This window comes from Micromonospora krabiensis (genome assembly GCF_900091425.1).
Taxonomy (GTDB): domain Bacteria; phylum Actinomycetota; class Actinomycetes; order Mycobacteriales; family Micromonosporaceae; genus Micromonospora; species Micromonospora krabiensis.
The window spans coordinates 2,536,160-2,560,928 of sequence record NZ_LT598496.1 but is presented as its reverse complement, the minus strand read 5'-3'; the positions used below and the strand labels follow the sequence as shown (position 1 = coordinate 2,560,928).

The 24,769-nt window shown below is 73.5% G+C and carries 22 protein-coding genes and 1 pseudogene; 12 read left to right on the top strand and 11 right to left on the bottom strand.

The features are described from left to right. Position 1: 1 nt before the first annotated feature. A complete protein-coding gene (locus GA0070620_RS11345; RefSeq protein WP_091589828.1) occupies positions 2-733 on the bottom strand; it encodes a succinate dehydrogenase cytochrome b subunit in 732 nt (243 codons plus the stop codon). A gap of 35 nt (positions 734-768) precedes the next feature. On the opposite strand from GA0070620_RS11345, the gene GA0070620_RS11340 reads away from it, so the two are divergent. Then, complete coding sequence (locus GA0070620_RS11340; RefSeq protein ID WP_091589826.1) at positions 769-1,698, top strand: LysR family transcriptional regulator; 930 nt, start codon at positions 769-771, stop codon at positions 1,696-1,698. Between the two features lie 89 nt (positions 1,699-1,787). Here GA0070620_RS11340 and GA0070620_RS34225 read toward each other — a convergent pair. Together GA0070620_RS34225 and hrpA are read right to left on the bottom strand one after the other, a co-directional pair. After that, positions 1,788-2,267, bottom strand: a pseudogene (locus tag GA0070620_RS34225) (DUF998 domain-containing protein); the annotation flags it as partial. A 258-nt stretch (positions 2,268-2,525) separates the two neighbouring features. Next, a complete protein-coding gene (gene hrpA / locus GA0070620_RS11330) occupies positions 2,526-6,581 on the bottom strand; it encodes an ATP-dependent RNA helicase HrpA (protein WP_091589824.1) in 4,056 nt (1,351 codons plus the stop codon). 134 nt (positions 6,582-6,715) lie between these two features. On the opposite strand from hrpA, the gene GA0070620_RS11325 reads away from it, so the two are divergent. Continuing rightward, the gene (locus GA0070620_RS11325) at positions 6,716-7,156 is read left to right on the top strand and encodes a cytidine deaminase family protein (RefSeq protein ID WP_091589823.1); all 441 of its coding nucleotides are present in this window, start codon (positions 6,716-6,718) and stop codon (positions 7,154-7,156) included. A gap of 19 nt (positions 7,157-7,175) precedes the next feature. Here the strand turns inward: GA0070620_RS11325 and GA0070620_RS11320 are convergent, their stop codons facing one another. Continuing rightward, positions 7,176-7,535 carry a YciI family protein gene (locus GA0070620_RS11320; protein WP_091589822.1) on the bottom strand — a complete coding sequence of 120 codons (360 nt, stop codon included), beginning with the start codon at positions 7,533-7,535 and terminating at the stop codon, positions 7,176-7,178. Between the two features lie 154 nt (positions 7,536-7,689). On the opposite strand from GA0070620_RS11320, the gene GA0070620_RS11315 reads away from it, so the two are divergent. From GA0070620_RS11315 to GA0070620_RS11300, 4 genes are all read left to right on the top strand, one after another. After that, positions 7,690-8,739: a FecCD family ABC transporter permease gene (locus GA0070620_RS11315; RefSeq protein ID WP_091589821.1), complete on the top strand. Its 1,050-nt coding sequence runs from the start codon at positions 7,690-7,692 to the stop codon at positions 8,737-8,739. An 82-nt stretch (positions 8,740-8,821) separates the two neighbouring features. Next, positions 8,822-9,958 carry a FecCD family ABC transporter permease gene (locus GA0070620_RS11310; protein ID WP_231922329.1) on the top strand — a complete coding sequence of 379 codons (1,137 nt, stop codon included), beginning with the start codon at positions 8,822-8,824 and terminating at the stop codon, positions 9,956-9,958. A 43-nt stretch (positions 9,959-10,001) separates the two neighbouring features. Beyond that, positions 10,002-10,928: an ABC transporter ATP-binding protein gene (locus GA0070620_RS11305; RefSeq protein WP_091589820.1), complete on the top strand. Its 927-nt coding sequence runs from the start codon at positions 10,002-10,004 to the stop codon at positions 10,926-10,928. Continuing rightward, the gene (locus tag GA0070620_RS11300) at positions 10,928-11,872 is read left to right on the top strand and encodes an ABC transporter substrate-binding protein (RefSeq protein WP_091589819.1); all 945 of its coding nucleotides are present in this window, start codon (positions 10,928-10,930) and stop codon (positions 11,870-11,872) included. Before GA0070620_RS11305 ends, GA0070620_RS11300 begins: the two co-directional genes overlap by 1 nt. 132 nt (positions 11,873-12,004) lie before the next feature. On the opposite strand, the gene GA0070620_RS11295 is transcribed toward GA0070620_RS11300, so the two are convergent. Both GA0070620_RS11295 and GA0070620_RS11290 read right to left on the bottom strand, forming a co-directional pair. Further along, entirely contained in the window at positions 12,005-12,961 is a 957-nt protein-coding gene (locus GA0070620_RS11295) for a hypothetical protein (protein WP_091589818.1), read from the bottom strand. 484 nt (positions 12,962-13,445) lie between these two features. Beyond that, positions 13,446-14,090, bottom strand: a complete 645-nt coding sequence (locus GA0070620_RS11290) for a hypothetical protein (RefSeq protein ID WP_091589817.1) — start codon at positions 14,088-14,090, stop codon at positions 13,446-13,448. 217 nt (positions 14,091-14,307) lie between these two features. On the opposite strand from GA0070620_RS11290, the gene GA0070620_RS11285 reads away from it, so the two are divergent. Beyond that, positions 14,308-14,952: an LPXTG cell wall anchor domain-containing protein gene (locus GA0070620_RS11285; RefSeq protein WP_231922328.1), complete on the top strand. Its 645-nt coding sequence runs from the start codon at positions 14,308-14,310 to the stop codon at positions 14,950-14,952. 53 nt (positions 14,953-15,005) lie between these two features. Here GA0070620_RS11285 and GA0070620_RS11280 read toward each other — a convergent pair whose 3' ends face one another. Then, a complete protein-coding gene (locus GA0070620_RS11280) occupies positions 15,006-17,510 on the bottom strand; it encodes a DEAD/DEAH box helicase (protein ID WP_091589816.1) in 2,505 nt (834 codons plus the stop codon). A 106-nt stretch (positions 17,511-17,616) separates the two neighbouring features. Continuing rightward, entirely contained in the window at positions 17,617-18,246 is a 630-nt protein-coding gene (gene trmB, locus GA0070620_RS11275; protein ID WP_231922417.1) for a tRNA (guanosine(46)-N7)-methyltransferase TrmB, read from the bottom strand. A 229-nt stretch (positions 18,247-18,475) separates the two neighbouring features. Between trmB and GA0070620_RS33540 the strand changes: the two genes are divergently transcribed. Together GA0070620_RS33540 and GA0070620_RS11265 are read left to right on the top strand one after the other, a co-directional pair. Beyond that, on the top strand, positions 18,476-19,210 hold the full coding sequence (locus tag GA0070620_RS33540) for a hypothetical protein (protein WP_377520533.1): 735 nt from the start codon (positions 18,476-18,478) through the stop codon (positions 19,208-19,210). A gap of 95 nt (positions 19,211-19,305) precedes the next feature. Beyond that, positions 19,306-20,010, top strand: coding sequence for a class F sortase (locus GA0070620_RS11265; RefSeq protein ID WP_091598536.1), 705 nt, complete (start codon positions 19,306-19,308; stop codon positions 20,008-20,010). A gap of 90 nt (positions 20,011-20,100) precedes the next feature. Here the strand turns inward: GA0070620_RS11265 and GA0070620_RS11260 are convergent, their stop codons facing one another. The 3 genes from GA0070620_RS11260 to GA0070620_RS11250 all read right to left on the bottom strand — a co-directional run bounded on the left by GA0070620_RS11260 (position 20,101) and on the right by GA0070620_RS11250 (position 22,390). Beyond that, positions 20,101-20,400, bottom strand: a complete 300-nt coding sequence (locus GA0070620_RS11260; RefSeq protein WP_091589815.1) for an antibiotic biosynthesis monooxygenase family protein — start codon at positions 20,398-20,400, stop codon at positions 20,101-20,103. A gap of 28 nt (positions 20,401-20,428) precedes the next feature. Next, positions 20,429-21,226 carry an exodeoxyribonuclease III gene (locus GA0070620_RS11255; protein WP_091589814.1) on the bottom strand — a complete coding sequence of 266 codons (798 nt, stop codon included), beginning with the start codon at positions 21,224-21,226 and terminating at the stop codon, positions 20,429-20,431. A gap of 243 nt (positions 21,227-21,469) precedes the next feature. After that, positions 21,470-22,390 carry a proteasome assembly chaperone family protein gene (locus GA0070620_RS11250; protein WP_091589813.1) on the bottom strand — a complete coding sequence of 307 codons (921 nt, stop codon included), beginning with the start codon at positions 22,388-22,390 and terminating at the stop codon, positions 21,470-21,472. Between the two features lie 422 nt (positions 22,391-22,812). Between GA0070620_RS11250 and GA0070620_RS11245 the strand changes: the two genes are divergently transcribed. The 3 genes from GA0070620_RS11245 to GA0070620_RS11240 all read left to right on the top strand — a co-directional run bounded on the left by GA0070620_RS11245 (position 22,813) and on the right by GA0070620_RS11240 (position 24,743). Continuing rightward, positions 22,813-23,679, top strand: coding sequence for a peptidase M23 (locus tag GA0070620_RS11245; protein WP_091589812.1), 867 nt, complete (start codon positions 22,813-22,815; stop codon positions 23,677-23,679). 101 nt (positions 23,680-23,780) lie between these two features. Continuing rightward, positions 23,781-23,924: a hypothetical protein gene (locus GA0070620_RS32930; protein ID WP_172836416.1), complete on the top strand. Its 144-nt coding sequence runs from the start codon at positions 23,781-23,783 to the stop codon at positions 23,922-23,924. A 48-nt stretch (positions 23,925-23,972) separates the two neighbouring features. Then, a complete protein-coding gene (locus tag GA0070620_RS11240; RefSeq protein WP_091589811.1) occupies positions 23,973-24,743 on the top strand; it encodes an EcsC family protein in 771 nt (256 codons plus the stop codon). The last annotated feature ends 26 nt before the right edge of the window (positions 24,744-24,769 follow it).

Here is a 24,769-nt window from a genome sequence, read left to right as displayed (position 1 = left end):
ATCAGGCCACCAATCCGGTGAGTACGGCGAACGGGACCACCAGGTAGCCGGCGCACAGGGCGACGGCGAAGACCAGCGCGGCGGTACGGGCGCGACGCTCACCCTTCGGGGTCTGCTGACCGAGGCTCCGGAAGGCGCTGAAGGCGCCGTGACGCAGGTGGAAGCCGAGCGAGACGATCGCCAGGGTGTAGAAGAGCGTGACGTACCAGCGCTCCGGCGCGAAGTCGGCGACCACGTTGGAGTACGGGTTGCTCGGGTCGCCGACCGGGTTCAGGTGACCGGTGGTCAGGTCCAGCAGGTGGTAGATGACGAAGAGCAGGATGATCACCCCACCCCAGCGCATGGTGCGGGCCGCGTAGCTGCCCTGGACCTTCGCGCGGTGCGCGTACCGGACCGGGCGGGCGGCTCGGGCGCGCAGCGCCAGCGCGGTGGCGGCGGCGATGTGCCCCACCACGGCGACGACGAGGACGGCCCGCAGGATCCAGAGGAACCAGACGCCCGGCAGCAGCGGCTTGCCGATGTCGCGCAGCCAGTGCGCGTAGTGGTCGAACGAGGTCTCCCCCGTGAACACCTTCAGGTTGCCGAGCATGTGTGCGATGAGGAACAGCACCAGGATGATGCCCGTCACCGCCATGACGGCCTTGAGACCGACATTGGAACGGATGGGCGACCGCGTTCTCGTGACTACCACAGGGCCGACGCTAGGAGCAGTTTGATCAGTCGTCCAATGCATCGACCTCGCAGTCTTGATAGCCGTAAGCTATGTAGATGCAGCTCCATCAGCTGAGGTACTTCGTGGCGGTGGCCGAAGTACGACATTTCACCCAGGCGGCCGACATCGTCGGCATAACCCAGCCCTCGCTGAGTAAGCAAATTCACGCCCTGGAGGCCGACCTCGGGGCGCCCCTCTTCGAACGGGTAAGGGGCAACATTGCCCTCACCACCGCCGGGGAGGTGCTCCTCCCGTTGGCCAAACGGATCCTCGCCGACGTCGACACCGCCACCCGGGAGGTGCAGGAACTGGTGGGGCTGCGGCGGGGCCGGGTACGCCTCGGCGCCACCCCCAGCCTCGCCACGTCGCTCGCCCCGCCGGTGCTGCGTCGCTTCCGGGACGCGCACCCCACCGTCGACCTGCGGGTCGAGGAGGGCGGCTCGCAGGACCTGGTCCGCGACCTGCTCCGCGGTGACCTGGACCTGGCGCTGATCATCATGCCGGCCCAGGGCACCGACCCCGGCCTGCGCGCCGACCCGATCCTGCGGGAGAGCCTGGTGGTGGCCTCCGTCGCCGAGCTGCCGGCCGCCACGGTCACCGGGCAGCTGCGCATCACCGACCTGCGCGACCAGCCGATGGTGATGTTCCGGGAGGGCTACGACCTGCGCGACGCCACCCTCCAGGCCTGCCGGGACGCCGGCTTCGAACCGACCATCGCCGTCGACGGCGGCGAGATGGACGCCGTGCTCAGCTTCGTCGAGGCGGGGCTGGGCATCGCGCTGGTGCCCGGCATCGTCGTCGCCCGCCGGCCGGGCGTGCGGATCACCCGGCTCGCCCCGCCCGGCGTCACCCGCACGATCGCGGTCGCGCGGCGCCGGGACGTGGTGCCCACCCACGCGGGCCGCGAGCTGCGCCGCATCCTCCTGGAGTACGTCCGGGACGCGAGCACCGAGGGCGAGCTCCCGCCCGGCGTCGAGCCGCTGTAGGCGCCGGTGCCCCGGGCACCCCGCCCGAGCAGGGCGACGAGCAGCAGTACGCCGATCTCGCCGAGGCAGACGAGACGCTCCAGCAGCCCGACGTACGGGCGCAGCGGCGAGCCCACCAGGTAGGCGGCCACGAACGGGACCATCGCGACCGCGCAGGCGACGGCCCCCGCCACCGCCGCCCGGGCGAGCCGCCCCGGGTGCCGGACGGCGGTCAGCAGCGCGCCGACCGGCAGGCCGGACAGGGCCGCGACCGCCGCCCAGCGGTGAACGTCGCCGGTGGTCGTCATGGGTACGCCGATCGGGTCGCGCGGGAAGACGACCAGCACCACGAGGCCCACGCACCAGGCGGCCAGCCCGGCCCGCCCCACGGTGGCCGCCAGCCGGGCCGCCCACCCGGCGGACCGGGACGGCCGCAACGCCGGTGCCAGCAGCAGGGCCGACCCGGCAGCCAGGGCGAGCACCGCCACGTCGAACAGCCAGCCGTGGCGGGACAGCGCGTAGTCGCTGACCGTCTCGCGTACCGGGTGGACCGGCTGCCCCGGGGCGTGCAGGACGCCGAACAGGAGCATCGCCACCCCCGTCACGCCGAGGCCGGCGACGTGGACGGCGGCGCCGGCGCGGGCCGGTCCGGCCGCGGGGACGACGCCGGAGGTGGACGCGACGGTCGCGGAGGCGGTGGGCACGAGCGGCTCTCCTCACCCGGTGGCACGCCCGGTCGGCGCGCGAGGGCGAGCGTCTTCCCCCTCCGGCCGGCGCCACACCACCCGATCAGGGCACCGCGCCGGCCGGATCAGGGCCTCCTCCCGGCGGCCCCACGGCGACCGGGCTCAGCGGCCCTCGGCCTCGTCCATCGCCCGGTAGATGCGCTGCTCCGACACCGGGTACGGGGTGCCGAGCGCCTGGGCGAAGACGTTCACCCGCAGCTCCTCGATCATCCACCGGATCTGCCGGACGGCGGCCTCCTGCCGGCGGGCCGGCGGCAGCGCCGCGAGCAGCTCCTGGTACTCCTTCTGCACCACGGCGATGCGGTCCTGCTGCTGCCGGTCCCGCTGCGGGCTCTGCGGCAGCCGGTCCAGTCGCCGCTCGACCGCCGTCAGGTAGCGCAGCAGGTCGGGCAGCCGGGCGTAGCCGGCCTCGGTGAGGAAACCGGCGTGTACCAGGCCGGTGAGCTGGGCGCGGATGTCGGCCAGCGCGGCCACCACGGCCAGGTTCTGGGTGCGGCCGAGCCGCTGCTCCACCGCGTACGCGGCGGCGAGCACCCGCCGCGCCCGCTCCATCACCTCGACGACCGTGTCCACCAGGTCGGCGCGCACCCGCTCGCGCAGCGCGGCGAACCCGTCGGCGTCCCAGGCGGGGCCGCCGGCGTCGGCGATGAGCTTGTCGATCGCCGCGCCGGTCGCGTCCTCGATCAGCGCCTGCACTCCGCCGTGCGGGTTGCGGGACAGGGCGAGCTTCGCCTCGTTCGACAGCCGCCCCTGGAGGAACTTCGCCGGTGAGGCCACGGTCAGTCGCAGCAGCCGCCGGGTGCCCGCCCAGTGCGCCGCCTCCGCCTCGGCGGCCGAGTCGAAGACCCGTACCCCGGCCGTCGCGCCCTCGTCGACCAGCGCCGGGTAGGCGGTCACCGCATAGCCGGCGCGCACCTGCTCGACCGTGCGGGGCAGGGTGCCGATACTCCACTCGCGCAGTCCGGTGCGGGCCACGTCCGGCGCGGCGGCCGCCACCACCTGCCGTACCTCCTGCTTGAGCTGGCGTTGCAGCGCCGGCAGGTCCTTGCCCTCGGCGACCGGCTGGTCGTCCTCGCCGAGGACGCGGAACGTCACCCGCAGGTGCGGCGGCAGCTTCGTCACGTCCCACGCGTCGCGGGGCACGGTGACGCCGGTCATCCGGCGCAGCTGTCGGGTGAGCGCGTCCAGCAGCGGCTCCTCGCCGGCCGGCATGGCCGCGAGCGCGGCCCGGGCGTAGTCCGGCACCGGCACGAAGTTGCGCCGCACCGCCTTCGGCAGCGACCGGATCAGCGCGACGACCAGCTCCTCCCGCAGGCCGGGCACCTGCCAGTCGAAGCTCTCCGAGGGCACCTGGTTGAGCAGCGGCAACGGGATGTCGACGGTCACCCCGTCGGTCGCGGTGCCCGGCTCGAAGCGGTACGTCAGCGGCAACGCGACCCCGTCGGCGCGCCACTCGTCGGGGTAGTCCGCCTCGTCGACCCCGCCCCGGCCGCTGTTCGTGAGCAGCTCACGGGTGAAGGTCAGAAGGTCCGGCTGCTCCCGGCGGGTCGTCTTCCACCACGCGTCGAAGTGCCGGCCGGAGACCACGTCGGCGGGGATCCGCCGGTCGTAGAAGTCGAAGATGGTCTGGTCGTCGACGAGGATGTCCCGCCGCCGGGCGCGGTGCTCCAGCTCCTCGATCTCGCCGAGCAGCCGCTGGTTGTCCGCCCAGAACCGGTGGTGCGTCTGCCAGTCGCCCTCCACCAGGGCGTGCCGGATGAACAGCTCGCGGGACAGGGCCGGGTCGATCCGCCCGAAGTTCACCTTCCGGGACGTCACCAGCGGTACGCCGTAGAGCGTCACCCGCTCGTACGCCATCACCGCCGCCTGCTTCTTCTCCCAGTGCGGCTCGCTGTAGCTGCGTTTGACCAGGTGCTGCGCGAGGGGTTCGACCCACTCCGGCTCGATCCGGCCGTTCACCCGGCCCCACAGCCGCGACGTCTCCACCAGCTCGGCGGCCATCACCCAGCGCGGCGGCCGCTTGGCCAGGGCCGAGCCGGGGAAGACCGCGAAGCGGGCGCCCCGGGCGCCCAGGTACTCGTTCTTCTGCGCGTCCTTGAGCCCGATGTGGGAGAGCAGACCGGCCAGCAGCGACTGGTGCACCTTCGGGGTGTCGATCTCCTCCGGCAGGTCCGCGGTCGGGCCACGCCGGCCGCCGTCCGTCGCGGCCTCCGCGCCGTTCCGTCGGCCGCGCCGCCCGTCACCCTGTTCCGGCGTACGCAGCACCTGCCGCAGTTGGCTGACGATGTCCTGCCACTCCCGCACGCGCAGGTAGTTGAGGAACTCCGCCTTGCACATCCGTCGGAAGGCGCTGGAGGACAGCTCCCGCTGCTGCTCCCGCAGGTGCCGCCACAGGTTGAGCAGGGCGACGAAGTCCGACTCCCGGTCGGCGAACCGGGCGTGCGCCTGGTCGGCCTGGGCCTGCTTCTCGGCGGGCCGCTCCCGGGGGTCCTGGATCGACAGGGCGGCGGCGATCACCAGCACCTCGGTGGCGCAGCCGTTGCGCTCACCCTCGACGACCATCCGGGCCAGCCGGGGGTCGACGGGCAGCTGCGCCAGCCGGCGTCCCAGCGGGGTGAGCCGCTTCGCCGGGTCGGTCTCGGTCGGGTCCAGCGCGCCCAGCTCGTGCAGCAGGTTGACGCCGTCGGTGACGTTGCGCCGGTCCGGCGGGTCGACGAACGGGAAGGCGGCGATGTCGCCGAGCCCGATCGCGGTCATCTGGAGGATGACCGACGCGAGGTTGGTGCGCAGGATCTCCGGGTCGGTGAACTCGGGGCGGGACAGGAAGTCCTGCTCGTCGTAGAGGCGTATGCAGATGCCGTCCGACGTCCGGCCGCAGCGGCCCTTGCGCTGGTTGGCCGACGCCTGCGAGACCGGCTCGATGGGCAGCCGCTGCACCTTGAGCCGGCTGCTGTAGCGGGAGATGCGGGCGGTGCCGGGGTCGACCACGTACTTGATGCCGGGCACGGTCAGCGAGGTCTCCGCCACGTTGGTGGCGAGCACGACCCGCCGGCCCCGGTGCGGGGCGAAGACGCGGTGCTGTTCGGCGGTGGAGAGCCGGGCGTACAGCGGCAGGATCTCCGTGTCCCGCAGCAGCGGCTTGTTCTGCACGAGCCGGCCCAGTGCCTCGGCGGTGTCCCGGATCTCCCGCTCGCCGCTGAGGAAGACCAGGATGTCGCCGGGGCCCTCGGCGGCCAACTCCTCGACCGCGTCGCCGATCGCCTGGACCTGGTCGCGGACGTTCTCCTCGTCCTCGCCGTCGTCCTCGCCCTCGGTGACCTCGACCAGCGGCCGGTAGCGCACCTCCACCGGGTACGTCCGGCCGGAGACCTCGACGACCGGCGCCGGGACGCCCTCGGGGTGCTCCTCGGTGGCGGGCCCGGCGAAGTGGCGGGCGAACCGGTCGGTCTCGATGGTCGCCGAGGTGATGATCACCTTGAGGTCGGGGCGGCGGGGGAGCAGCTGCCGCAGGTAACCCAGGATGAAGTCGATGTTGAGGCTGCGCTCGTGCGCCTCGTCGATGATCAGGGTGTCGTACTGGCGGAGCATCCGGTCGGTCTGCAACTCGGCCAGCAGGATGCCGTCGGTCATCAGCTTGACCAGGCTGCGGTCGCTCACCTGGTCGGTGAAGCGCACCTTGTAGCCGACGACGTCACCCAGCTCGGTGCCGAGCTCCTCGGCGATGCGGTCGGCGACGGTACGCGCCGCCAGCCGCCGGGGCTGCGTGTGCCCGATCAACCCGTGCACGCCGCGCCCCAGCTCCAGGCAGATCTTCGGCAGCTGGGTGGTCTTGCCGGAGCCGGTCTCACCGGCCACGATCACCACCTGGTGGTCCCGGATCGCGGCGGCGATGTCGTCCTTGCGCTCGCTCACCGGCAGGCCGGCCGGGTAGGTGACCACCGGCACCGCCGCCCGTCGCGCGGCCAGCCGCTGCTCGGCCCGGTCGACCTCGGCGGTGATCTCGGTCAGCGCCGCCGTCCTCCGCTGCGGGTCGCGCAGCTTGCGGACCCCGTCCAACCGCCGCTGGAGGCGGCGCTGGTCGCGGAACATCAGGGGGCTGAGACGGCGGTGCAGCTCGCGGACGGGGTCCGTCGCGGCGGGTGCGGCTGGATTCTGCATGTCGTCGCCAAGATTAGTCCGCGGCTCCGGAGCCGCCTCCTGGTTTATCCCCGCCCCTGCCGGGCCGACCGGCGGCGCGGGGGAGCGGACTAGAGTTGCCGGCTACCTGAGTCGAGTCGATCACGGGGGAGCGGATGACGATGCGGGACACCGACCGAGCGTTGGTGCAGGCCGCCACGGCGGTCGCGAAGCTGCGCTGCCGCAGCGAGAACCACACCGTGGCCGCCGCCGCCCGCACCGCCGACGGCCGGGTCTTCACCGGCGTGAACGTCTACCACTTCACCGGGGGGCCCTGCGCCGAGGTGGTCGCCGTGGGCGCCGCCGCCACCCAGGGCGTCACCGAGCTGGAGACCATCGTCGCCGTGGGTGACCGCGGGCGGGGCGTGATCCCGCCGTGCGGACGCTGCCGGCAGGTGCTGCGCGACTACTTCCCCTCGATCCGGGTGATCGTCGGGCCCGCCGACGCGCTCCGCGTGGTGCCGATCGGCGACCTGCTCCCCGACACGTACGTCTGGGCCGACCACCAGGTCGACGCGCCCGCCGGCCCGGTGCCGACGCCCCGCCCCCACGACTGACCGGGAGCGGTGGCGTCGCTCAGTCCCCGGCCGCCGCCTCCAGCATCGAACGCGGCATCGCCACGTCCTCGAACCGGACGTTGCCCTCGGGCACCATCCAGCTCATCACCCGCACCTCCAGCCGGCCGGCCCGCACCGCCGGGTCGTTGTGATAAAGCTCGCGTGCCATGTCGCGATGGACGGAGAGCACCACGAAGCCGCGCAGGCTCTCGTCGTCCGTGTCGACGAACGGCCCGGCCGCGAGGACGAGACCCTGCTCCACCAGACCGGCCTGATGGGCCAGGTGGGCGTCCTGCAACCGGTCGAGCGCGTCCTGCGGCAGCTCGGGGGCGTCCGCCGGACGGACCAGCAGGACGACGGTGTGCTGGTCGAATCGCATGCCCTCACCCTAGGGGCGCGCCGGGCCGCCCGCGGTCGCTCCGCGCGGGAGTCCGCCCAGGTCAACGAGGTTCGATCGCTGCCCGCCCACTGGGATCGCCGCGCCGGGGTCGGCTAAGGTAAGGCGAACCTAAGCGCGAAACCGCAGGAGATTCGTGACCACCCTCGTCAGCCGGCCGGCCGCCACCACCGGTCGCCGCGGCACCGCCCGCGTCGGCCGCCGGCTCACCGTCACCCTCGTGGCCGCGCTGGTGCTGCTGCTGGCCGTGCTGGCCAGCTTCGCGCTCGGCAGCCGACCCCTCCCGGTGGACCAGGTCTGGCACGCCCTGGTCGCGCCCGACGGCGGGGAGGCCAGCACCATCGTGCGGGAGCTTCGCCTCCCGCGTACGGCCCTGGGCCTGGCCGTCGGCGTGGCGCTCGCGGTCGCCGGGGTGCTCTTCCAGGCCCTCACCCGCAACCCGCTCGCCGAGCCGCGGATCCTCGGCATCAGCGCCGGCGCGTCGTTCGGCGTGGTGCTGGCCATCTCCGTGTTCGGGGTGGGCACGCTCGCCGGGTACGTCTGGTTCGGCATCGGCGGTGCGCTCCTCGCCGGCCTGCTGGTCTTCGCCGTCGCCTCCCGGGCGCGGGAGGGCGCCAGCCCGGTCACCCTCGCGCTGGTCGGCGCCGCGCTCGACGCCAGCCTCGCCTCCGTGGTGTACGCGCTGCTCAGCATCGACGCCCGCACCTTCGAGGAGTACCGCTTCTGGGTCGTCGGCGGGCTGACCGGGCGGGACCTGTCGGTCGCGCTCCAGGTCCTGCCGTTCGTGCTCGCCGGTCTCGCGCTCGCCGCCCTCGTCGCCCGGGGCCTGGACGCGCTCGCCCTCGGCGACGACGTGGCCCGCGGCCTCGGTCACCGGATCGGCCTCGTCCGCCTCGGTGGGGGCGTCGCCGCGGTGCTGCTCACCGGGGCGGCGGTCGCCGCGGCCGGACCCATCGCCTTCGTCGGTCTCGCCGTGCCGCACCTGGCCCGGGCCCTCGTCGGCGCCGACCACCGGTGGACGCTCGCCGTCTCCGCGCTCCTCGGCCCGGCGCTGCTGCTCGGCGCCGACGTCGTCGGCCGCCTGGTCGCCCCGCCCGGCGAGATCCCCGCCGGCATCGTCACCGCCCTGATCGGCGCGCCGCTGCTCGCCTTCCTGGTCCGCCGCGCCCGGGTGGTGACCGCGTGAGCGAGTGCAGCGAGTGCAGCGAGCGAACCGGACGGCTCAGCAGCGGGGCGTCCCGCAGCCACGGAGCGAAGGGGGAGGTGGCGTGAGCGCCCCCGGCCGTACCAGGACCGCCACCGGCGGCCCCCGCGACGCGATCCGGTCCGACGCGCCGCGCCCCGGCGACCACACTGGGGCGGCCACCGGTGTCGCCCGGCTGCCCGGCCGCTCACTGCTGCGGGTCGGGCCGGCCAGCGTGCAGATCCGACGGCGCTCGGTGCTCGTCGCGACCGCGCTGACCGTCCTGCTGGCGGTCGCCGTCGTGCTCAGCCTCTCCCTCGGCACGCCGTACGTCGCGGCGCCCGACGTGCTGCGCTCGCTCTCCGGTGCCGGCACCCCGTACGACCTGGTCGTCCTGGACCTGCGGCTGCCCCGCATCGTGCTGGCCGCGGTGGCCGGCGCGGCGTTCGGCATCGCCGGCACGCTGATCCAGAGCGTGGCGCGCAACCCGCTGGCCAGCCCCGACGTCATCGGCATCACCCAGGGTGCCGGCCTGGCCGCGACGATCGCCCTGACCAGCGGCGTGGCCGCGGCGCTGGTCGGGCCCGCCGCGCTGGCCGGCGGGCTGGTCGCGGCGGCGCTGCTGCTCGCCCTCGGCGCGCGGCACGGGCTGGCCGCCCAGCGGTTCGTGCTGGCCGGCGTCGCGGTCGCCTTCGCCCTGCGGGCGCTCACCGAGGTGGTCATGCTCACCGCCGACCCGATCGACGGGCTGCGGGCGCAGATCTGGCTGATCGGCACCCTCGCCGGCAAGGGCTGGACGGAGACGATCTGGATCGCGGGGACGCTGCTGGTGCTGCTGCCCGTGCTCGCCTGGGCCGGGTGGGCGCTCAACAGCACCGCCCTGGACGACGACACCGCCCGGGGCATCGGCCTGCGCCCGGTGGCCCGTCGCATCGGCCTCGCCGGCACCGGCGTGCTCGTCGCCGCGATGGTCACCGCCCAGGTCGGCGCCGTCGACTTCGTCGCGCTCGTCGCACCGCAGGTGGCCCGCCGACTGGTCCGGGCCGAGCGGCCGCCCCTGCTCTGCGCCGCGCTGCTCGGCGCCCTGCTGCTCGTCCTCGCCGACCTCGCCGGGCGGCGGCTCTTCGCGCCCACCCAGCTGCCGGCCGGCGTGCTGACCGCCGCGATCGGCGGGCCGTACCTGATGTACCTGCTCCTGCGCGGCCGCCGGCGGTCCTCGTGAACACCGCCGCGCACTCCCGCGTCCACCCCGCCGAGGAGGCCTGATGCTCTCCACCCGCGACCTGGTCGCCGGCTACGACGAGCGGACCGTGCTGGACGGGCTGAACCTGGACCTGCCCGCCGACGCGTTCACCGTGATCGTCGGCCCCAACGCCTGCGGCAAGTCCACGCTGCTGCGGACCATGGCCCGGCTGCTCACTCCGCGCCGCGGCACCGTGCTGCTCGACGGCGCGGCCATCCGCGACCTGCCGACCCGGGAGGTGGCGCGGCGGTTGGCCGTCCTGCCGCAGAGCCCGCTCGTGCCCGAGGGGGTGACCGTCGCCGACCTGGTCGGTCGCGGCCGGCAGCCGTACCAGCGGTGGTGGCGGCAGTGGTCCGAGCAGGACAGCGCGGCCGTGGACCAGGCCATGGCCCTCGCCGACGTCGCCGGCCTCGCCGACCGCCCGGTGGACACCCTCTCCGGTGGCCAGCGGCAGCGGGTGTGGATCGCCATGACCCTCGCCCAGGACACCGAGGCGCTGTTGCTGGACGAGCCGACCACGTTCCTCGACCTGGCCCACCAGGTGGAGGTGCTGGACCTGCTGCACCGGCTGCGCGCCGAGCGGGGCCGCACCGTCGTCGCCGTGCTGCACGACCTCAACCAGGCCGCCCGGTACGCCGACCACCTCGTGGCGATGCGCGCCGGCGCCGTGGTGGCCGCCGGGCCGCCGCGCGAGATCCTCACCGCCGGCCTGGTCCGTGAGGTGTTCGGGCTCGAGTGCGTCGTCGTGCCCTGCCCGGTGACCGGCGCGCCGCTGGTGGTGCCCGCGCTCAGCGGTCTCGCCCGGGAGACCGCCACCGCCGCTTCCTCCGGTGCCCCTGCCGGTGCTGCCGGCCCGTCCGGGCTGAACTCTTCCGGTGCCGCGTCCGGTGCCACAACCGCCGCCGACGAGAACGCTCTCGCCGGCTCGTACCCTTCGGAAGGAAACTGATGCGTCGTCTCGTCGCCGTCCTCGCCGCGGCTGCCGTCCTCGGCGTCGGCCTCACCGCCTGCGGTGAGAGCGACCCGGTCGCCGGCACCGCCGGCGGGGAGACCCGGGAGATCACCCACGCCATGGGCACCACCAAGGTGCCGGCCCACCCGCAGCGGGTCGTCGTCCTCGACACCGACAAGATCGACACCGCGCTCTCCCTCGGCGTCACCCCGATCGGCGCCGCCACCGCCGGGGAGGCCAAGAGCTGGCCGACCTACTTCGGTGCCGACAAGCTCGCCGGCATCAAGGAGGTCGGTGTCCTCGCCGAGCCCGACATCGAGGCGATCAACGCGCTCAAGCCCGACCTGATCCTGGGCAGCAAGTTCCGCCAGGAGAAGTTCTACGACGAGTTGTCCGCCATCGCGCCCACGGTGTTCACCGAGAAGGTCGGCATCACCTGGAAGGAGAACTTCCTCCTCGACGGCAAGGCCCTCGGCAAGGAGCAGGAGGCCAAGGACCTGCTGGCCAGGTACGAGACCCGGGCCCAGGAGTTCGGCACGAAGCTCGGCGACGCCGCCTCCCGCAAGATCTCCATCGTGCGTTTCCTCCCCGGCGCGATCCGGGTCTACGGACCGGACTCGTTCTCCGGCATCGTCGTCGGTGACACCGGCCTCGGCCGGCCCGAGCGGCAGCAGCTCGCCAACAAGGAGGACAAGCGCTTCGACGTGGTCAGCCAGGAGCGGGTCAGTGAGGTCGACGGTGATGTCATCTTCGTGACCGCGTACGGCGAGAAGGCCGCCGCCGAGCAGGCCACGGTCACCGGCGGCACCCTCTGGAAGGGCCTGTCGGCGGTCAAGGCCAACAAGGCGTACGTGGTGTCGGACGAGGTCTGGATGACCGGCATCGGCGTCGGAGCCGCCAACAAGATTCTCGACGATCTCCAGAAGTACCTGGCCGCCTGACCCACCCCCGGCGCGCCGTAGCACCCATCAAGATCCTGCTCGATCCCTGAAGTAGTGGCCTCCTCCGCGTGGGGAGGCCACTACTTCTGTCTTGCGGTCTGATCATGGGGGAGCGTGGGCCCCACTCCGTCGTCAGCCGGCCCGGCCCGCGCCGCGGGTACGCAGGGCGACCCGGACCTCCGACAGGAAACCGTCGAAGTCCTCGCGAAGTCGTTTGCCGGTCAGGTGCAGGACGATCCAGTCCTCGCCGAGGAGCCGGTTCAGCCGGCGGCGGTCCCGGTGGAACTGCTCCGGCTCGTCGTGCCAGAGCCCGTCGTACTCGACCGCGACTTTGAACTCCGGCCACGCGAGGTCGAGTCGGGCGATGAACCGACCGGCCTCGGCGACCACGTACTGCGTCTGTGGGCGGGGCAGCCCGGCCAGCACCAGCCGGACACGGGCACGCGACTCCTGCGGGGACTCGGCCCCCGCGTCGGCCAGCTCGACGGCCCGCAGCAGTGATCGCCAGCCGCGCCGTCCGGCCCGGGCCAGAGCGTAGTCGCGCAGCGCCGCCACATCGGTGTGCCGGCGCGCGAGCAGTCCGTCGATGACGACCACCGCGTCGACGAGGTCGAGCCAGCGCGCGAGGTCCCAGCAGGTGCGTTCGGGCGAGGTGACCGGCAGCCCACCCCGGTCGACGACGTCCTCCGCCTCGACCGCACCGTGACGCACCCGCAGCCCGGCCGTCGGGCCGAGCCGGGTCGGCGGCCGGGGTGACTCCGGTAGCCCAGGCCGGCGTGCCGGGGCAGCGGAGCCCGGCGGCACCAGCACCTCGATCGGCTGGTCGGGCGGCACCCGACCCACGCCGTAGAGGGCGGCCGCGGAACGCCCGGCGATGGCGGTGCCTGGTGGTGCCAGCCAGCGGGCGATCGCCAGGCACCTGGTGCGGTGGGTGACGGGCACCTGGGCGTCGGCGTAGACGTCCCGGAACAGTGACCGCCAGGCGGTGCTGCGCAGGTCGTTACGAGTGAGCAGCCCGCGCGAGATGGCAACGGAACCGCGGAAGATCCGACCGCGCAGCTGCGGCGGTCGACGAGGGGCCTTCGGCATGCGGTCAACCCTGACGGTTCACCGAACGGCCGGGGGCCCCCTGTGGACAACGACGCCCCATGATCGCGCTCTAACACGAAAATAGTGCCCTCCCCGACCGGCTGCGCACGGGTCGCGCCGTCTCGGGGGTGTCCTTCGCCCTCGAACGCGGAGGTAGTGGCCTCCCCAACCGGCCGTGCGGGCGTCGCGCTGCCGCTCTGGATGTCCGCTCGCGCTCGAACATGGAAGTGGTGGCCTCCCCGCCGGCCGTGCGGGGGTCGCGCTGCCTCCGGGTGTCCGCTCGCGCTCGAACATGGAAGTAGTGGCCTCTCAGCGGCAGGGAGGCCACTACTTCCGTGATGCAGCACGATCTTCCTCTGCGTCCCGCGCACCGCGCGGGCGCCGGGCGGGCCGCGCGTGGCTGGGCGGTGGGCGGGCGGCTGGGCGGTGGGCGGTGGCGGTCGAGGTGGACGGGGTCGAGGGGTGGGGCGGGTGGGGTGGGAGGTCAGGCGGCGGTGGTCCAGAGGGCGCGGAAGGCGGCCGCCTCGCCGGCGAGCCAGCGCTCGATCTGGTCGGTCTTGGCGCCCTCGGGCATCCGGTGCGCCTGGCCCCGCCGGACGTCCACCAGGACCGGCTCGGCGTGCGGGAGCACCGCGTCCATGTGGCGGGCCATCAGGTGCAGCGTGGCCAGCACCGCCTCCTCGCTGGGCGGGGCCTCGTCGAAGTGCAGGCGGACGGCTTCGACGCGCCCGTCGGAGTGGCGTACGCCGAAGTGTGGGTTGATCTTGACCGGCAGGTCGCCGAGCATGGCGAGGGCGTCACGGGTCTGGGCCAGGTCGACCGAGGCCGGCTCGCCGAGGGAGTGCAGCCAGGCGGTCGCGCCCGGCACCAGCGCCTGGTAGAGCGGGCGCCAGCGGGGCTTGACCTGATCGGCGATCTGGTCGAGGTGGGTGCCGCCGGTGTGGAAGGCGATGTCGGCCTTGAGCGCCTTCACGAACTGGCCGTGCGGGTTGAAGCCGTGCCGGCTGGCCCGCTGCTTGCGCAGGCCACCGACGAAGGTCGCCTTGGTCGGGCCGGTGCGGTCGACGTAGCGGGTGAAGCCGAGGAGCGTGGCGTAGGGCGTGAGGGGTGCGGCGGCGGGCGCAGTCACGGTCGTCCTCCCAGGTCAGGACGTCTATTAGTACATACATTCTAATCGACGGGACTGACATCGCCCAGGGTGTGGAGCGGTCCGTGCTGGCAGGAGTCGCCGGTCTGCGTGGGGCACGGCCCTGGCCGGAGAGTCGCGCGCGGCGAAGAAGGCCGCGAGCACCAAGGGAACCGGGCCGTCCTTCGCCGCGGCCGCCCGAAAGCTGCACGCCGACGCCGTGCGGGCCGGCCTCGCCCGGCGGTCCGTCGTGGAGCGCGAGCTCGACGAGTCGGACAACTACGCGGACTTCAGGTTCTGGAGCAAGAAGAACGTCCTCGACGTCGCCGTCACCGCGCCTGCCGTCAAGGGCGCGGTCGGGCAGACCGTCGACCTGACCTACGAGGTCGTGAACAACGGTCCGTCGGACGGCGGCGGCCCCGGAGTGATCATCACCGCGCCGAGCGGCACGGTGCTGCTGCCCGCCGAGTGGTGCTACACCGACGGCACCCCGGGCGAGGTCCTGCCGGAGTCGGGGAAGCTGCGTTGCAACTTCGAGAGCGAGTTTCCCAGCGTGGCGTCCGGCTACGGCCGGATCAAGGCCACCGTCAAGCTGAAGATCAAGTCAGCGCCGGGCACCGACGGGACCATCGTGGTCAACGGTGCCATGTCCTCCACCGAGTCGAACCCGGCGAACAACACAGCCCGCATCGTCATCATCGGCGGCGAGGGTGACGGCAGCGGCGGGTCCGGTGGCGGTCTGCCGGTCACCGGCGCCCCGGCCGCCGCGCTTGCCGGCGGCGGTGCCGCCGTGCTCGCGCTCGGCGCCGTGCTGTTCGTCCTGTTCCGGCGTCGCCGCTTGGCCTTCCACGCCCCGCGCGACTGATCCCTCGATGCCGCGGGGGTGGGCCGTCTCCGGTCCACCCCCGCGACGAGGCGTCAGAGCTGCCCGACGGAGGTGATCCGGACGACGGCCGCGCCCACCTCGTCGGAGGCGGCCAGGTCGACCTCGGCGCTGATGCCCCAGTCGTGGTCGTCCTCCGGGTCGTCCAGGATCTGCCGCACCGTCCACCGCTCCCGGCCCTGCTCGATCATCAGCAGCGCCGGCCCGCGCGCGTCCGGCCCGACCCCGATCGAGTCGTACGCCTCGAAGTACGGCTCCAGCGCGTCGGCCCAGGCGTCCGCGTCCCAGCCGTCCCCGGCGTCCAGCTCGCCGAGCAGGTCGAAGCGGCGCAGGGCGGCCAGCTCCACCCGCCGGAACAGGGCGTTGCGGACGAGCACCCGGAACGCGCGGGCGTTGCGGGTGACGGCCGGCGGCCGGTCGTCCAGGGTCGCGGCGACCTCGGCGACGTCGGACGGGTTGCGCAGCCGCTCCCACTCGTCGATGAGGCTGGAGTCCACCTGCCGGACCAGCTCGCCCAGCCACTCGATGAGGTCGACCAGTTCGTCGGTCTTGGCGTCCTCGGGGACGGTCTGCCGCAGCGTCTTGTACGCGTCGGCCAGGTAGCGCAGCACCAGCCCCTCGGAGCGGGACAGCCCGTAGAACTGCACGTACTCGGTGAAGGTCATCGCCCGCTCGTACATGTCCCGGACGACGGACTTGGGGGAGAGCTGGTGGTCGGCCACCCACGGGTGCCCCTGCCGGTACATCTCGTACGCGGCCTCCAGCAGCTCCGCGAGGGGCTTGGGCCAGGTCACCTCGTCGAGCAGTTCGAGGCGTGCCTCGTACTCGATGCCGTCGGCCTTCATCGCGGCGACCGCCTCGCCGCGGGCCTTGAACTGCTGCGCGGAGAGCACCTGGCGGGGGTCGTCGAGGATCGACTCGATCACGCTCAGCACGTCCAGGGCGTACGACGGGGACTCCCGGTCGAGCAGTTCGATGGCGGCCAGGGCCAGCGGCGACAGCGGCTGGTTGAGCGCGAAGTCGAGCTGGAGGTCGACGGTGAGCCGCACCCGGCGACCGGTCTCGTCCGGCTCGGGCAGCTCCTCGACCACGCCGCCGGCGCGCAGTGCCCGGTAGATGGCGATGGCCCGCCGGATGTGCCGGCGCTGGGCGGCGCGGTCCTCGTGGTTGTCGGTGAGCAGGTGCCGCATCGCGGTGAACGCGTCCCCGGGCCGACCGATGACGTTGAGCAGCATGGAGTGGCTCACCTGGAAGCTGGACGTGAGCGGCTCCGGCTCGGCCTCCACCAGGCGCTGGAACGTGGGCTCGCCCCAGCCGATCGAGCCCTCCGGCGGCTTCTTCTTGACCACCTTGCGCCGCTTCTTCGGGTCGTCGCCGGCCTTCGCGAGGGCCTTCTCGTTCTCGATCACGTGCTCGGGGGCCTGCACCACGACCCGGCCGACGGTGTCGAAGCCGGCCCGGCCGGCGCGCCCGGCGATCTGGTGGAACTCGCGGGCCTTGAGCAGCCGGGTGCGTACCCCGTCGTACTTGGACAGGCCGGTGAACAGCACCGTGCGGATCGGCACGTTGATGCCCACGCCGAGGGTGTCCGTGCCGCAGATGACCTTGAGCAGGCCGGCCTGGGCGAGGGTCTCCACCAGGCGGCGGTACTTGGGGAGCATGCCCGCGTGGTGGACGCCGATGCCGTGCCGGACCAGTCGGGACAGGGTCTTGCCGAAGCCGGAGGTGAACCGGAAGTTCCCGATGGCCTGCGCGATCAGGTCCTTCTCGGCGCGGGTGCTGACGTTGACGCTCATCAGCGCCTGGGCGCGTTCCAGCGCGGCGGCCTGGGTGAAGTGCACGACGTACACCGGGGCCTGCTTCGTCTGCAACAGCTCCTCCAGGGTCTCGTGCAGCGGCGTCATCGCGTACGAGAAGAGGAGCGGAACCGGCCGCTCGGCCGAGCGGACGACGGCGGTCGGCCGGCCGGTGCGCCGGGTCAGGTCGTCGACGAACCGGGTGGTGTCGCCGAGCGTGGCGGACATCAGGATGAACTGGGCCTGCGGTAGTTCGATGAGCGGCACCTGCCACGCCCAGCCGCGGTCCGGCTCGGCGTAGAAGTGGAACTCGTCCATGATCACCTGGCCGACGTCAGCGCGGGTGCCCTCGCGCAGCGCGAGATTGGCCAGGATCTCGGCGGTGCAGCAGATGATCGGGGCGTCGGCGTTGACGCTGGCGTCGCCGGTGAGCATGCCGACGTTCTCCGCGCCGAAGATCTCACACAGGGCGAAGAACTTCTCCGACACCAGCGCCTTGATGGGCGCGGTGTAGAAGGTCGTCCGGTCGTCGGCCAGGGCCGCGAAGTGCGCCGCGACGGCGACCAGACTCTTGCCGGATCCGGTCGGCGTATTCATGATCACGTTGGCGCCGGAGACGATCTCGATGATCGCCTCCTCCTGGTGGGGGTAGAGGTCGAGACCACGCTCCTTCGCCCAGCCGGCGAACGCGTCGTAGAGGGTGTCGGGGTCGGCGCTTGCGGGCAGCGCGGCGGTGAGCGTCATAGCCCGTCAATGGTGCCTGGATCATGACCCCTGACGCCAGCCGGGTCGGGCCCGCACGTCCACCCGGTCGGCTCACGCGGCAGCCGGGCCCGCCGGGGGCACCCCTTCAGCGGCGGCGGTAGATCAGGTCCGTGACCGGGCGACCGGCCAGCAGGGCCCGGCGTTCGAACTTGGTCACCGGCCGGTGGGCCGGCCGCGGGGCGTAGCCGCCGTGGAGGTTCACCAGGTCCGGATCGGCGTCCAGGGTCTCCCGCATGGCCTCGGCGTACTCCGCCCAGTCGGTGGCGCAGTGCAGCGTGCCGCCGGGCGTCAGGCGGCTGCCCAGCAGGGCCACGTGCGCCGGCTGGATGAGCCGCCGCTTGTGGTGGCGGGCCTTGGGCCACGGGTCCGGGAAGAAGACGTGCACCGCGTCGAGCGACCCGACCGGCAGGCGGCGGACCAGCTCCAGCGCGTCGCCCCGCGCCACCCGGACGTTGCGCAGGTCGTGGCGCTGCACCAGGTCCAGGAGGTTGGCGATTCCCGGAGTGTGCACCTCGACCGCCAGATAATCTCGGTCCGGGTCGGCCCCGGCCATCGCGGCGGTGGTGTCGCCCATGCCCGAGCCGATCTCCAGCACCACCGGGGCGCGCCGCCCGAACAGGGCGGTCAGGTCGGCCGCGTCGCCGGGTCCGTCCGGGACGTCCAGGCCGTACGTCGGGAAGAGTCGGTCCAGCGCGTCGGTCTGCCGGGCGGTCATCCGACCGCGGCGCGGATGGAAGGTGCGGATCGCCCGCGCGGGCGTCGGTGGCACGGCAGGCGTGGCGTCGTGGTCGGTGAAGGTCACAGCGATCCGAGGGTACGCGACGGTCCCGCCGGAACCGATGTGATGTACGCCCCGGGATGAGAGGATCCATCTCGTACGGCAGACCGGGCGGGTCCGCTGCCCGGCCACCTCGAAGACGGCGTCGGGAGGGGGCATCATGGCAATGACCCGCGCTGGCTTCGTGCTCTCGGCCATCGTCGCCGGCGTGCTGATGGCCTCCGCCCCCCGGTTCGAGGAGGCGTCGACCAGCGGCGTCTGGCAGCCCGACCAGCCGGCCGCCGAAGCCCCGGCCGTCGCCACGGAGCGCGAATTCGTCGCCACCCCGGCGGACGGCACGACGTCGGCCGACGAGCCCCTGGACGGGACGACGGTGGCCGGCGCGCCCGCGGACGGCACCGACATCACCGCCGTCCCCGCGGACGGCACGGCCCTCGCCGGCGTGCCGGCCCCCGGGGCGGGCGGTCAGCCCGCCCAGCCCAACCCGATCGTGGACGTCTTCGTGGAGGTCAGCCCCAGCACGGTCCAGCCCGGCTATCTGGTGGGGATCAAGGCCAGTTGCCGGGACAACTCGGTCCCCGCCACCGTCGTGTCGGACGCGTTCGGCCGGGTGCAGGTGCAGCCGCAGCGGGGCCTGCTCACCGCCGCGCCGATGGTGCGCGAGCGCACCCGCCCCGGCAACTACCGGGTCAAGCTGGAGTGCCGCGACGGCGAGACCGCGTCGACGATGCTCCAGGTCGTCAAGGCCGTGAAGCCCACCCGTGGCCCGGCCACCGGTTTCGGTGGCAGCGCCGGCGGGTTCACCGGGGGTCTGCTGGTGCCGGGCGGGATCGCGCTGACGATCGCCGGGCTCGTCGTCGCCGTCGTCGCGCTCCGCCGACCGCGGCGCGTCCGCCGCTGAGGCCGCCGATGGCCGCGCCGCGCCCCGCACCCCGACCGCCCGCCAACTCGGCGGCCGCCCGCTCCGCCGTCGCGCGACGGGCCTCCATCGACCACATGGTCACCGCCCAGCCCCGTCCGCCGGTACGCCCGGCGCCCGGCCGTCGCGGCGCGGACCGTGCGGCCGTCGGGCGGCGGCCCGGCCGGTCGCCCTGGACGGTGCCGCTGGCCGTGGTGCTGGTGCTGGCCGGGGTCTTCGCCACCGGCGCGGGGCTGGGCCACTCGGCCGGCCCGCTGGAGTGGGTGACGGCGGGGGAGGACCGGCCGCCCCGCGGTGAGGGTGCCGCTGCCGTCCGGGCCAGCCGGCCGGTGAGCCTGTCGGTGCCGACGATCAAGGTCTCCGCCCCGGTCGCGCCGGTCGGGCAGGCCCGCGACGGTTCGATCGGCGTACCGCCGTTGGAGCGGCACAACGAGACCGGCTGGTACGACCGGGGGCCGATCCCCGGCGAGCCCGGCCCGGCGGTCATCGTCGGTCATGTGGACACCAAGAGCGGCCCGTCGGTCTTCTACGACCTCGGCAAGCTGAAGCCGGCGGACACGATCGAGGTGACCCGGGCCGACGCGTCGGTGGTGGTGTTCCGGGTCGACACCGTGGAACGCTTCCCGAAGGACCAGTTCCCCGCGGAGCGCATCTACGGTCACGAGGGGCCGCCGCAGCTGCGACTGATCACCTGTGGTGGCGAGTTCGTCGGCGGCCGCACCGGCTACACCGACAACATCATCGCCTTCGCCACCCTGACCACAACCCGCCCGGCGCGGTGATCATGAAGTTGTCGCCTCGGGAAGGCGATTTCCCGGGCATCAACTTCATGATCAACGGGGGCGTGGCCGGGGGTCGGGCGTGGGGTGGGGTCAGGGGACCTGTTGGACCACCTCGAACTCCAGGAGGGTCGCGCCGGAGGCCACCGGACGCTGCTGCTGGCCGGCGTGCGCGGCGCGCGACGGGCCGGCCGCCCAGGCCTGGTACGCCTCCTCCGACTCCCACTTCGTGTAGACGAAGTAGCGGCTCTCGCCGGCGACCGGGCGGAGCAGCTCGAACCCGAGGAAGCCGGGGGAGTTCTCCACCGCGCCGGCCCGGGCCGCGAACCGCTTCTCCAACTCCTCGCCCGCGCCGGGCGGGACGTCGATCGCGTTGATCTTCACGACTGCCATGACCCCACCCTAACCAGGCCGGGTCGGCTCAGAACGCCTCGACCGTCGGGGTCAGCGCGACGTCCACCACGATCGGGGCGTGGTCGGAGGGGCCCTTACCCTTGCGCGCCTCGCGGTCCACGTACGCCGCCCCGACCGCCCGGACGAACGCCGCCGAGGCGTACACGAGGTCGATGCGCATCCCCTTGTTCTGGTGGAACATCCCGGCCCGGTAGTCCCAGTAGGTGAACGGGTGCGGGCCCTTCATCGGGGTGGGTACGACGTCGCTGAGCCCGAGGTCGCGCAGGGCGCCGAGCGCGGCCCGCTCGGCGGGCGTGACGTGCGTCGAGTGGGCGAAGACCGCCGGGTCCCACACGTCGGCGTCGGTCGGCGCGACGTTGAAGTCCCCGCAGACCGCCAGCGGCAGGCCGCTGGTCAGCTCCTCCTCCAGCGCGTCGCGCAGCGCGGCGAGCCAGGCCAGCTTGTACGCGTAGTGCGGGTCGTCCGGGGTGCGGCCGTTCGGCACGTAGACGGACCAGACCCGCAGCCCGTCGCAGGTGGCCGAGATGGCCCGCGCCTCCGGGTCGGGAAAGCCCGGCTCGCCCGGGAAGCCGACGGTCACGTCGGTCAGGCCGACACGGGACAGCAGCGCCACCCCGTTCCACCGGCCGTCGCTGTGGCTGGCCACGGTGTAGCCCAGCTCGCCGACCTCGGCGACCGGGAAGGCTCCGTCCGGGCACTTGGTCTCCTGCAGGCACACCACGTCCGGGGCGGTGCCCGCGAGCCAGTCGAGCAGCCGGGGGAGCCGGGCCTTCACCGAGTTCACGTTCCAGGTCGCCAGGCGCATGCTCCCAGCCTGCCGCATCCGCGCCCCGCACGCCGGGTCCCGGCGCCGGGATGTCGCGCCGCGCGTCGGGCCAGCCGCGTGCCGCGTGCCCACTCCCCGAAGCCTGCAAGATCGTCGCAACATCAGGGAAGTAGGGGCCTCACCTGGGCTGCGACACCACTACTTCCGGGAAGTTGCGCGCGCTCCCGCTCCCGCACCCCCACACGCCGGAGTCCGGCGTGAGGGGGTGCGGGAGCGGGGGGATCAGCTGCCGGGGGTGTCGTTCGGGCGGGTCTGCTCGGCGAGGAACCGTTCCAGCTCCGCGCCGAGCTCCTCGGCGGTCGGCAGCGGCCCGGACTCCGGGGCGAGCAGGCTCTTCTCACCCTGCCCCCGGGCGAACGCGTCGTACTGCTCCTCCAGGGCCTGCACCAGCGCGGCGGCGTCCTCGGTCTGGGCGACCTGCCGGTCGATCTCCACCCGCACCACCTCGGCGGCCGAGCGCAGCCCGTCGCGGGGGAGGAGCAGGCCGGTGCTGCGGGAGATCGAGGCGAGCAGCACCTCGGCCGCGGCCGGGTACTCCGCCTGCGCCACGTAGTGCGGCACGTGGGCGGCGAAGCCGATGGCGTCGCGGCCCTGCTCGCCGAGCCGGTATTCGAGCAGGTGACCGACGCCGGCGGGCACCTGGACCCGCTGGAGCCAGGGCTCGTACCCGGAGATCAGCTCACGCCGGGTGGCGTGGGCGGTGACCCCGGTGGGCCGGGTGTGCGGCACCGCCATGGGGATCGAGTTGAGCCCGACGGTGACGCGGACGTCCAGCCGTGAGGCGAGGCCGGCGACCGCCGCGACGAAGCGCTCCCACTGGAGGTCCGGCTCGGGGCCGGTGAGCAGCAGGAAGGGCGTCTCGTCGTCGTCGTGCAGCAGGTGCAGTTCCAGCTTCGGCGCGTCGTACGACTCCCAGTGGTCCTCCATGAAGGTCATCACCGGGCGCCGGGAGCGGTAGTCGAAGACCTGGTCGACGTCGAAGGTCGCGATCGGCCGCGACTCCAGCGAGCTGAACAGCTGCTCGCGGGCGAGCCGGCTCGCGTGGCCCGCGTCGACGAACCCGGTGAGGGCCTGGATCAGGACCGGTTGACCGAGGTCGGGCAGATCGTCGGTGAGCTCGTAGAGCTCGTGTGGGTCGAGCACCGGTGCGGACCTCCCTGGAATGTGCCTGACGGGACGCCGTCGTGTTCACGGCGCCCGGTTCGGGCAACGTACCCGTCATCCTGACGCATTCCTTCCCCGGGCAGTCGGTCTCCCAGGAACGGCGCGGGATCGGGCAAATCATCGCATTCCGCTGTTCGGTTCCTCGCTCATGGCCGATCATCCGATCTCGGCCTGGTCCGGAAGGCCGAGTTTGTCGATCATCGACGGGGCTCGGGGGAGATGACCGGGTCCGTCCCCGCCCTGCCGCGTCCGGGGCGGGCTGTCGGGTTTCGCCGGTACGCGAGGTCCGTCCCTGGCCGCGCCCGTGCCGCCCCGGCTGTCCACCGCCCGGCCCCGATTCTGTGGCGAGGGCCACTGATCACCCACGGTAATCGGCCGAACCGTCTGCCTAGCCTCGGCTGATGCGTGACGACGGCACCCTCGACGACCCGAACGCCCCCCGCGGCTCCACTGGCCAATCGGACGACACATCATCAGCCGAACGGCTGATCGGACGGAATCCGGTGCGGACCGCCCGTGCGTACGCCCGGGACCTGATCGCCGGCCCCTCCCGGGGCCGCGTGGCCCTGGCCACCGGCGTGGTCTGCTGCCTCGGGCTCGCCGCCTTCGCTCAGGCCGGCGACCGGACCGCCGCGGACGCCGACACCCGGGCGGCGCAGGTCGACGTGACCGCCCGCGCCGAGCAGGAACCGGCCTCCCGGGACCACGACCGGGCGCCGGCCGCGGACGACCGCTCCGCCGCGCCGGCCGCCACCACGGCCGACCCGGACACCAGCCCGACCCGGAAGCAGGCGCGGCAGCCGGAGCGCAAGCCGGCCGAGCCGGCGCCGGTCGCCGGGCTGACCCGGGCGCAGATGAAGAACGCCGGGGCGATCGTGCGTACCGGCCGGGAGATGAAGGTGCCGCGCCGGGCGCTGGTGATCGCGGTCGCCACGGCGATGCAGGAGAGCAACCTCTACAACTATGCGAGCGGTGTGCTGCCCGAGTCGCAGAACTACCCGCACCAGGCGATCGGCTGGGACCACGACTCGGTCGGGCTGTTCCAGCAGCGCCCGAGCAGCGGCTGGGGCAGCGTCGGCGACCTGATGCGCCCGGAGTACGCGACCCGGCAGTTCCTCACCGCGCTGGAGGAGGTTCCCGGCTGGCAGCAGATGCCGTTGACCGACGCCGCCCAGGCGGTGCAGGTCTCGGCGTTCGGGTGGCTGTACGCCCAGCACGAGTGGGCGGCCACGGAGGTCGTCGACGCCTTCGAGTCGACCGGGCGGTAGGCTTCCGGCCACAGTGGACGGTTGTGACTGAGCCATCCCGGGTACATCCGTTGTCGGTTGCGGGTACACATGAGTGAGGGCTCACCGACAGGAGGACCGAGATGTCTCTGTTGCAGCGGATCAGCACGTTCCTGCGCTCGCCGAAGGGGCAGCAGCTCGTCGAGCGCGGCCGTCGCGAACTCGCCAAGCCGGAGAACCAGCAGAAACTGCGGGGTCTCGCCACCCGTCTGTCCAAGCGCCGCTGACCACGGCCGGACCGTCGTACCCGCCTGCGCCGACCCCCGGGAGTACCAGTGACCGAATCCGTTCCGGCCGACGGCCAGCCCGCCCCCGCGCCGTCACCCGACCCCGCGCCGCAGGCTCCCGCCGTGCCGCCGGCCGCGTCCCCGGACGCCCCGGAGACGCCGCCGGCCCGACTGTGGGACCGGATGCGGGAGGACCCGCAGTACGCCCCGGAGCACCTTGCCCTGGAGGCCGTGCGCCGCCTCGGGCCGGAGGCGGCACAGTGGGCCCGCCGGGCGCGGTCGGAGCAGCCGGGGATCGCCGCCGACGTCCTGGCCGAGCAGGCGGTCCGCAGGTTCGTGAACCACGCCCGGCTCTCCGGGGCGGTGTCGGGGGCCGCGGGCCTGCCCGGCGCGGTGATCGACGTGGGCGTCCTGGCGTGGACGCAGGCGCGGATGGTGCTGCACGTCGCGGCGGCGTACGACGTCGACCCGACGCACACCGACCGGGCCACCGACCTGCTCGTCCTCCAGCGGGTGCACAAGGTGGCGGAGAGCGCCCGGCTGGCGCTCGGCGTGGCCGCCGGTCGGGAGCGGGCCGGCGCGCTGTTCGGGTCGGGCGGCCAGGGGCAGTTGGGCAAGGTGATGCTGCGGTTGGGCGTGCGGCTGGCCCAGATGGCCGGCGTGCGGGCGGCGAAGCGGGTCTTCGCCAAGGTCGTGCCGGGCGCGGCGATCATCCTCGGCACCTGGGCCAACTCCTCGGCGACCAAGGACCTCGCCGAGCGGTCCCGGGCGCTGTACCGCCAGCACGGCACCGCCGTCCCCGGTCCGCGACGCTCCTGACCGAGGGCCGGCCCACGGCTTTCCGG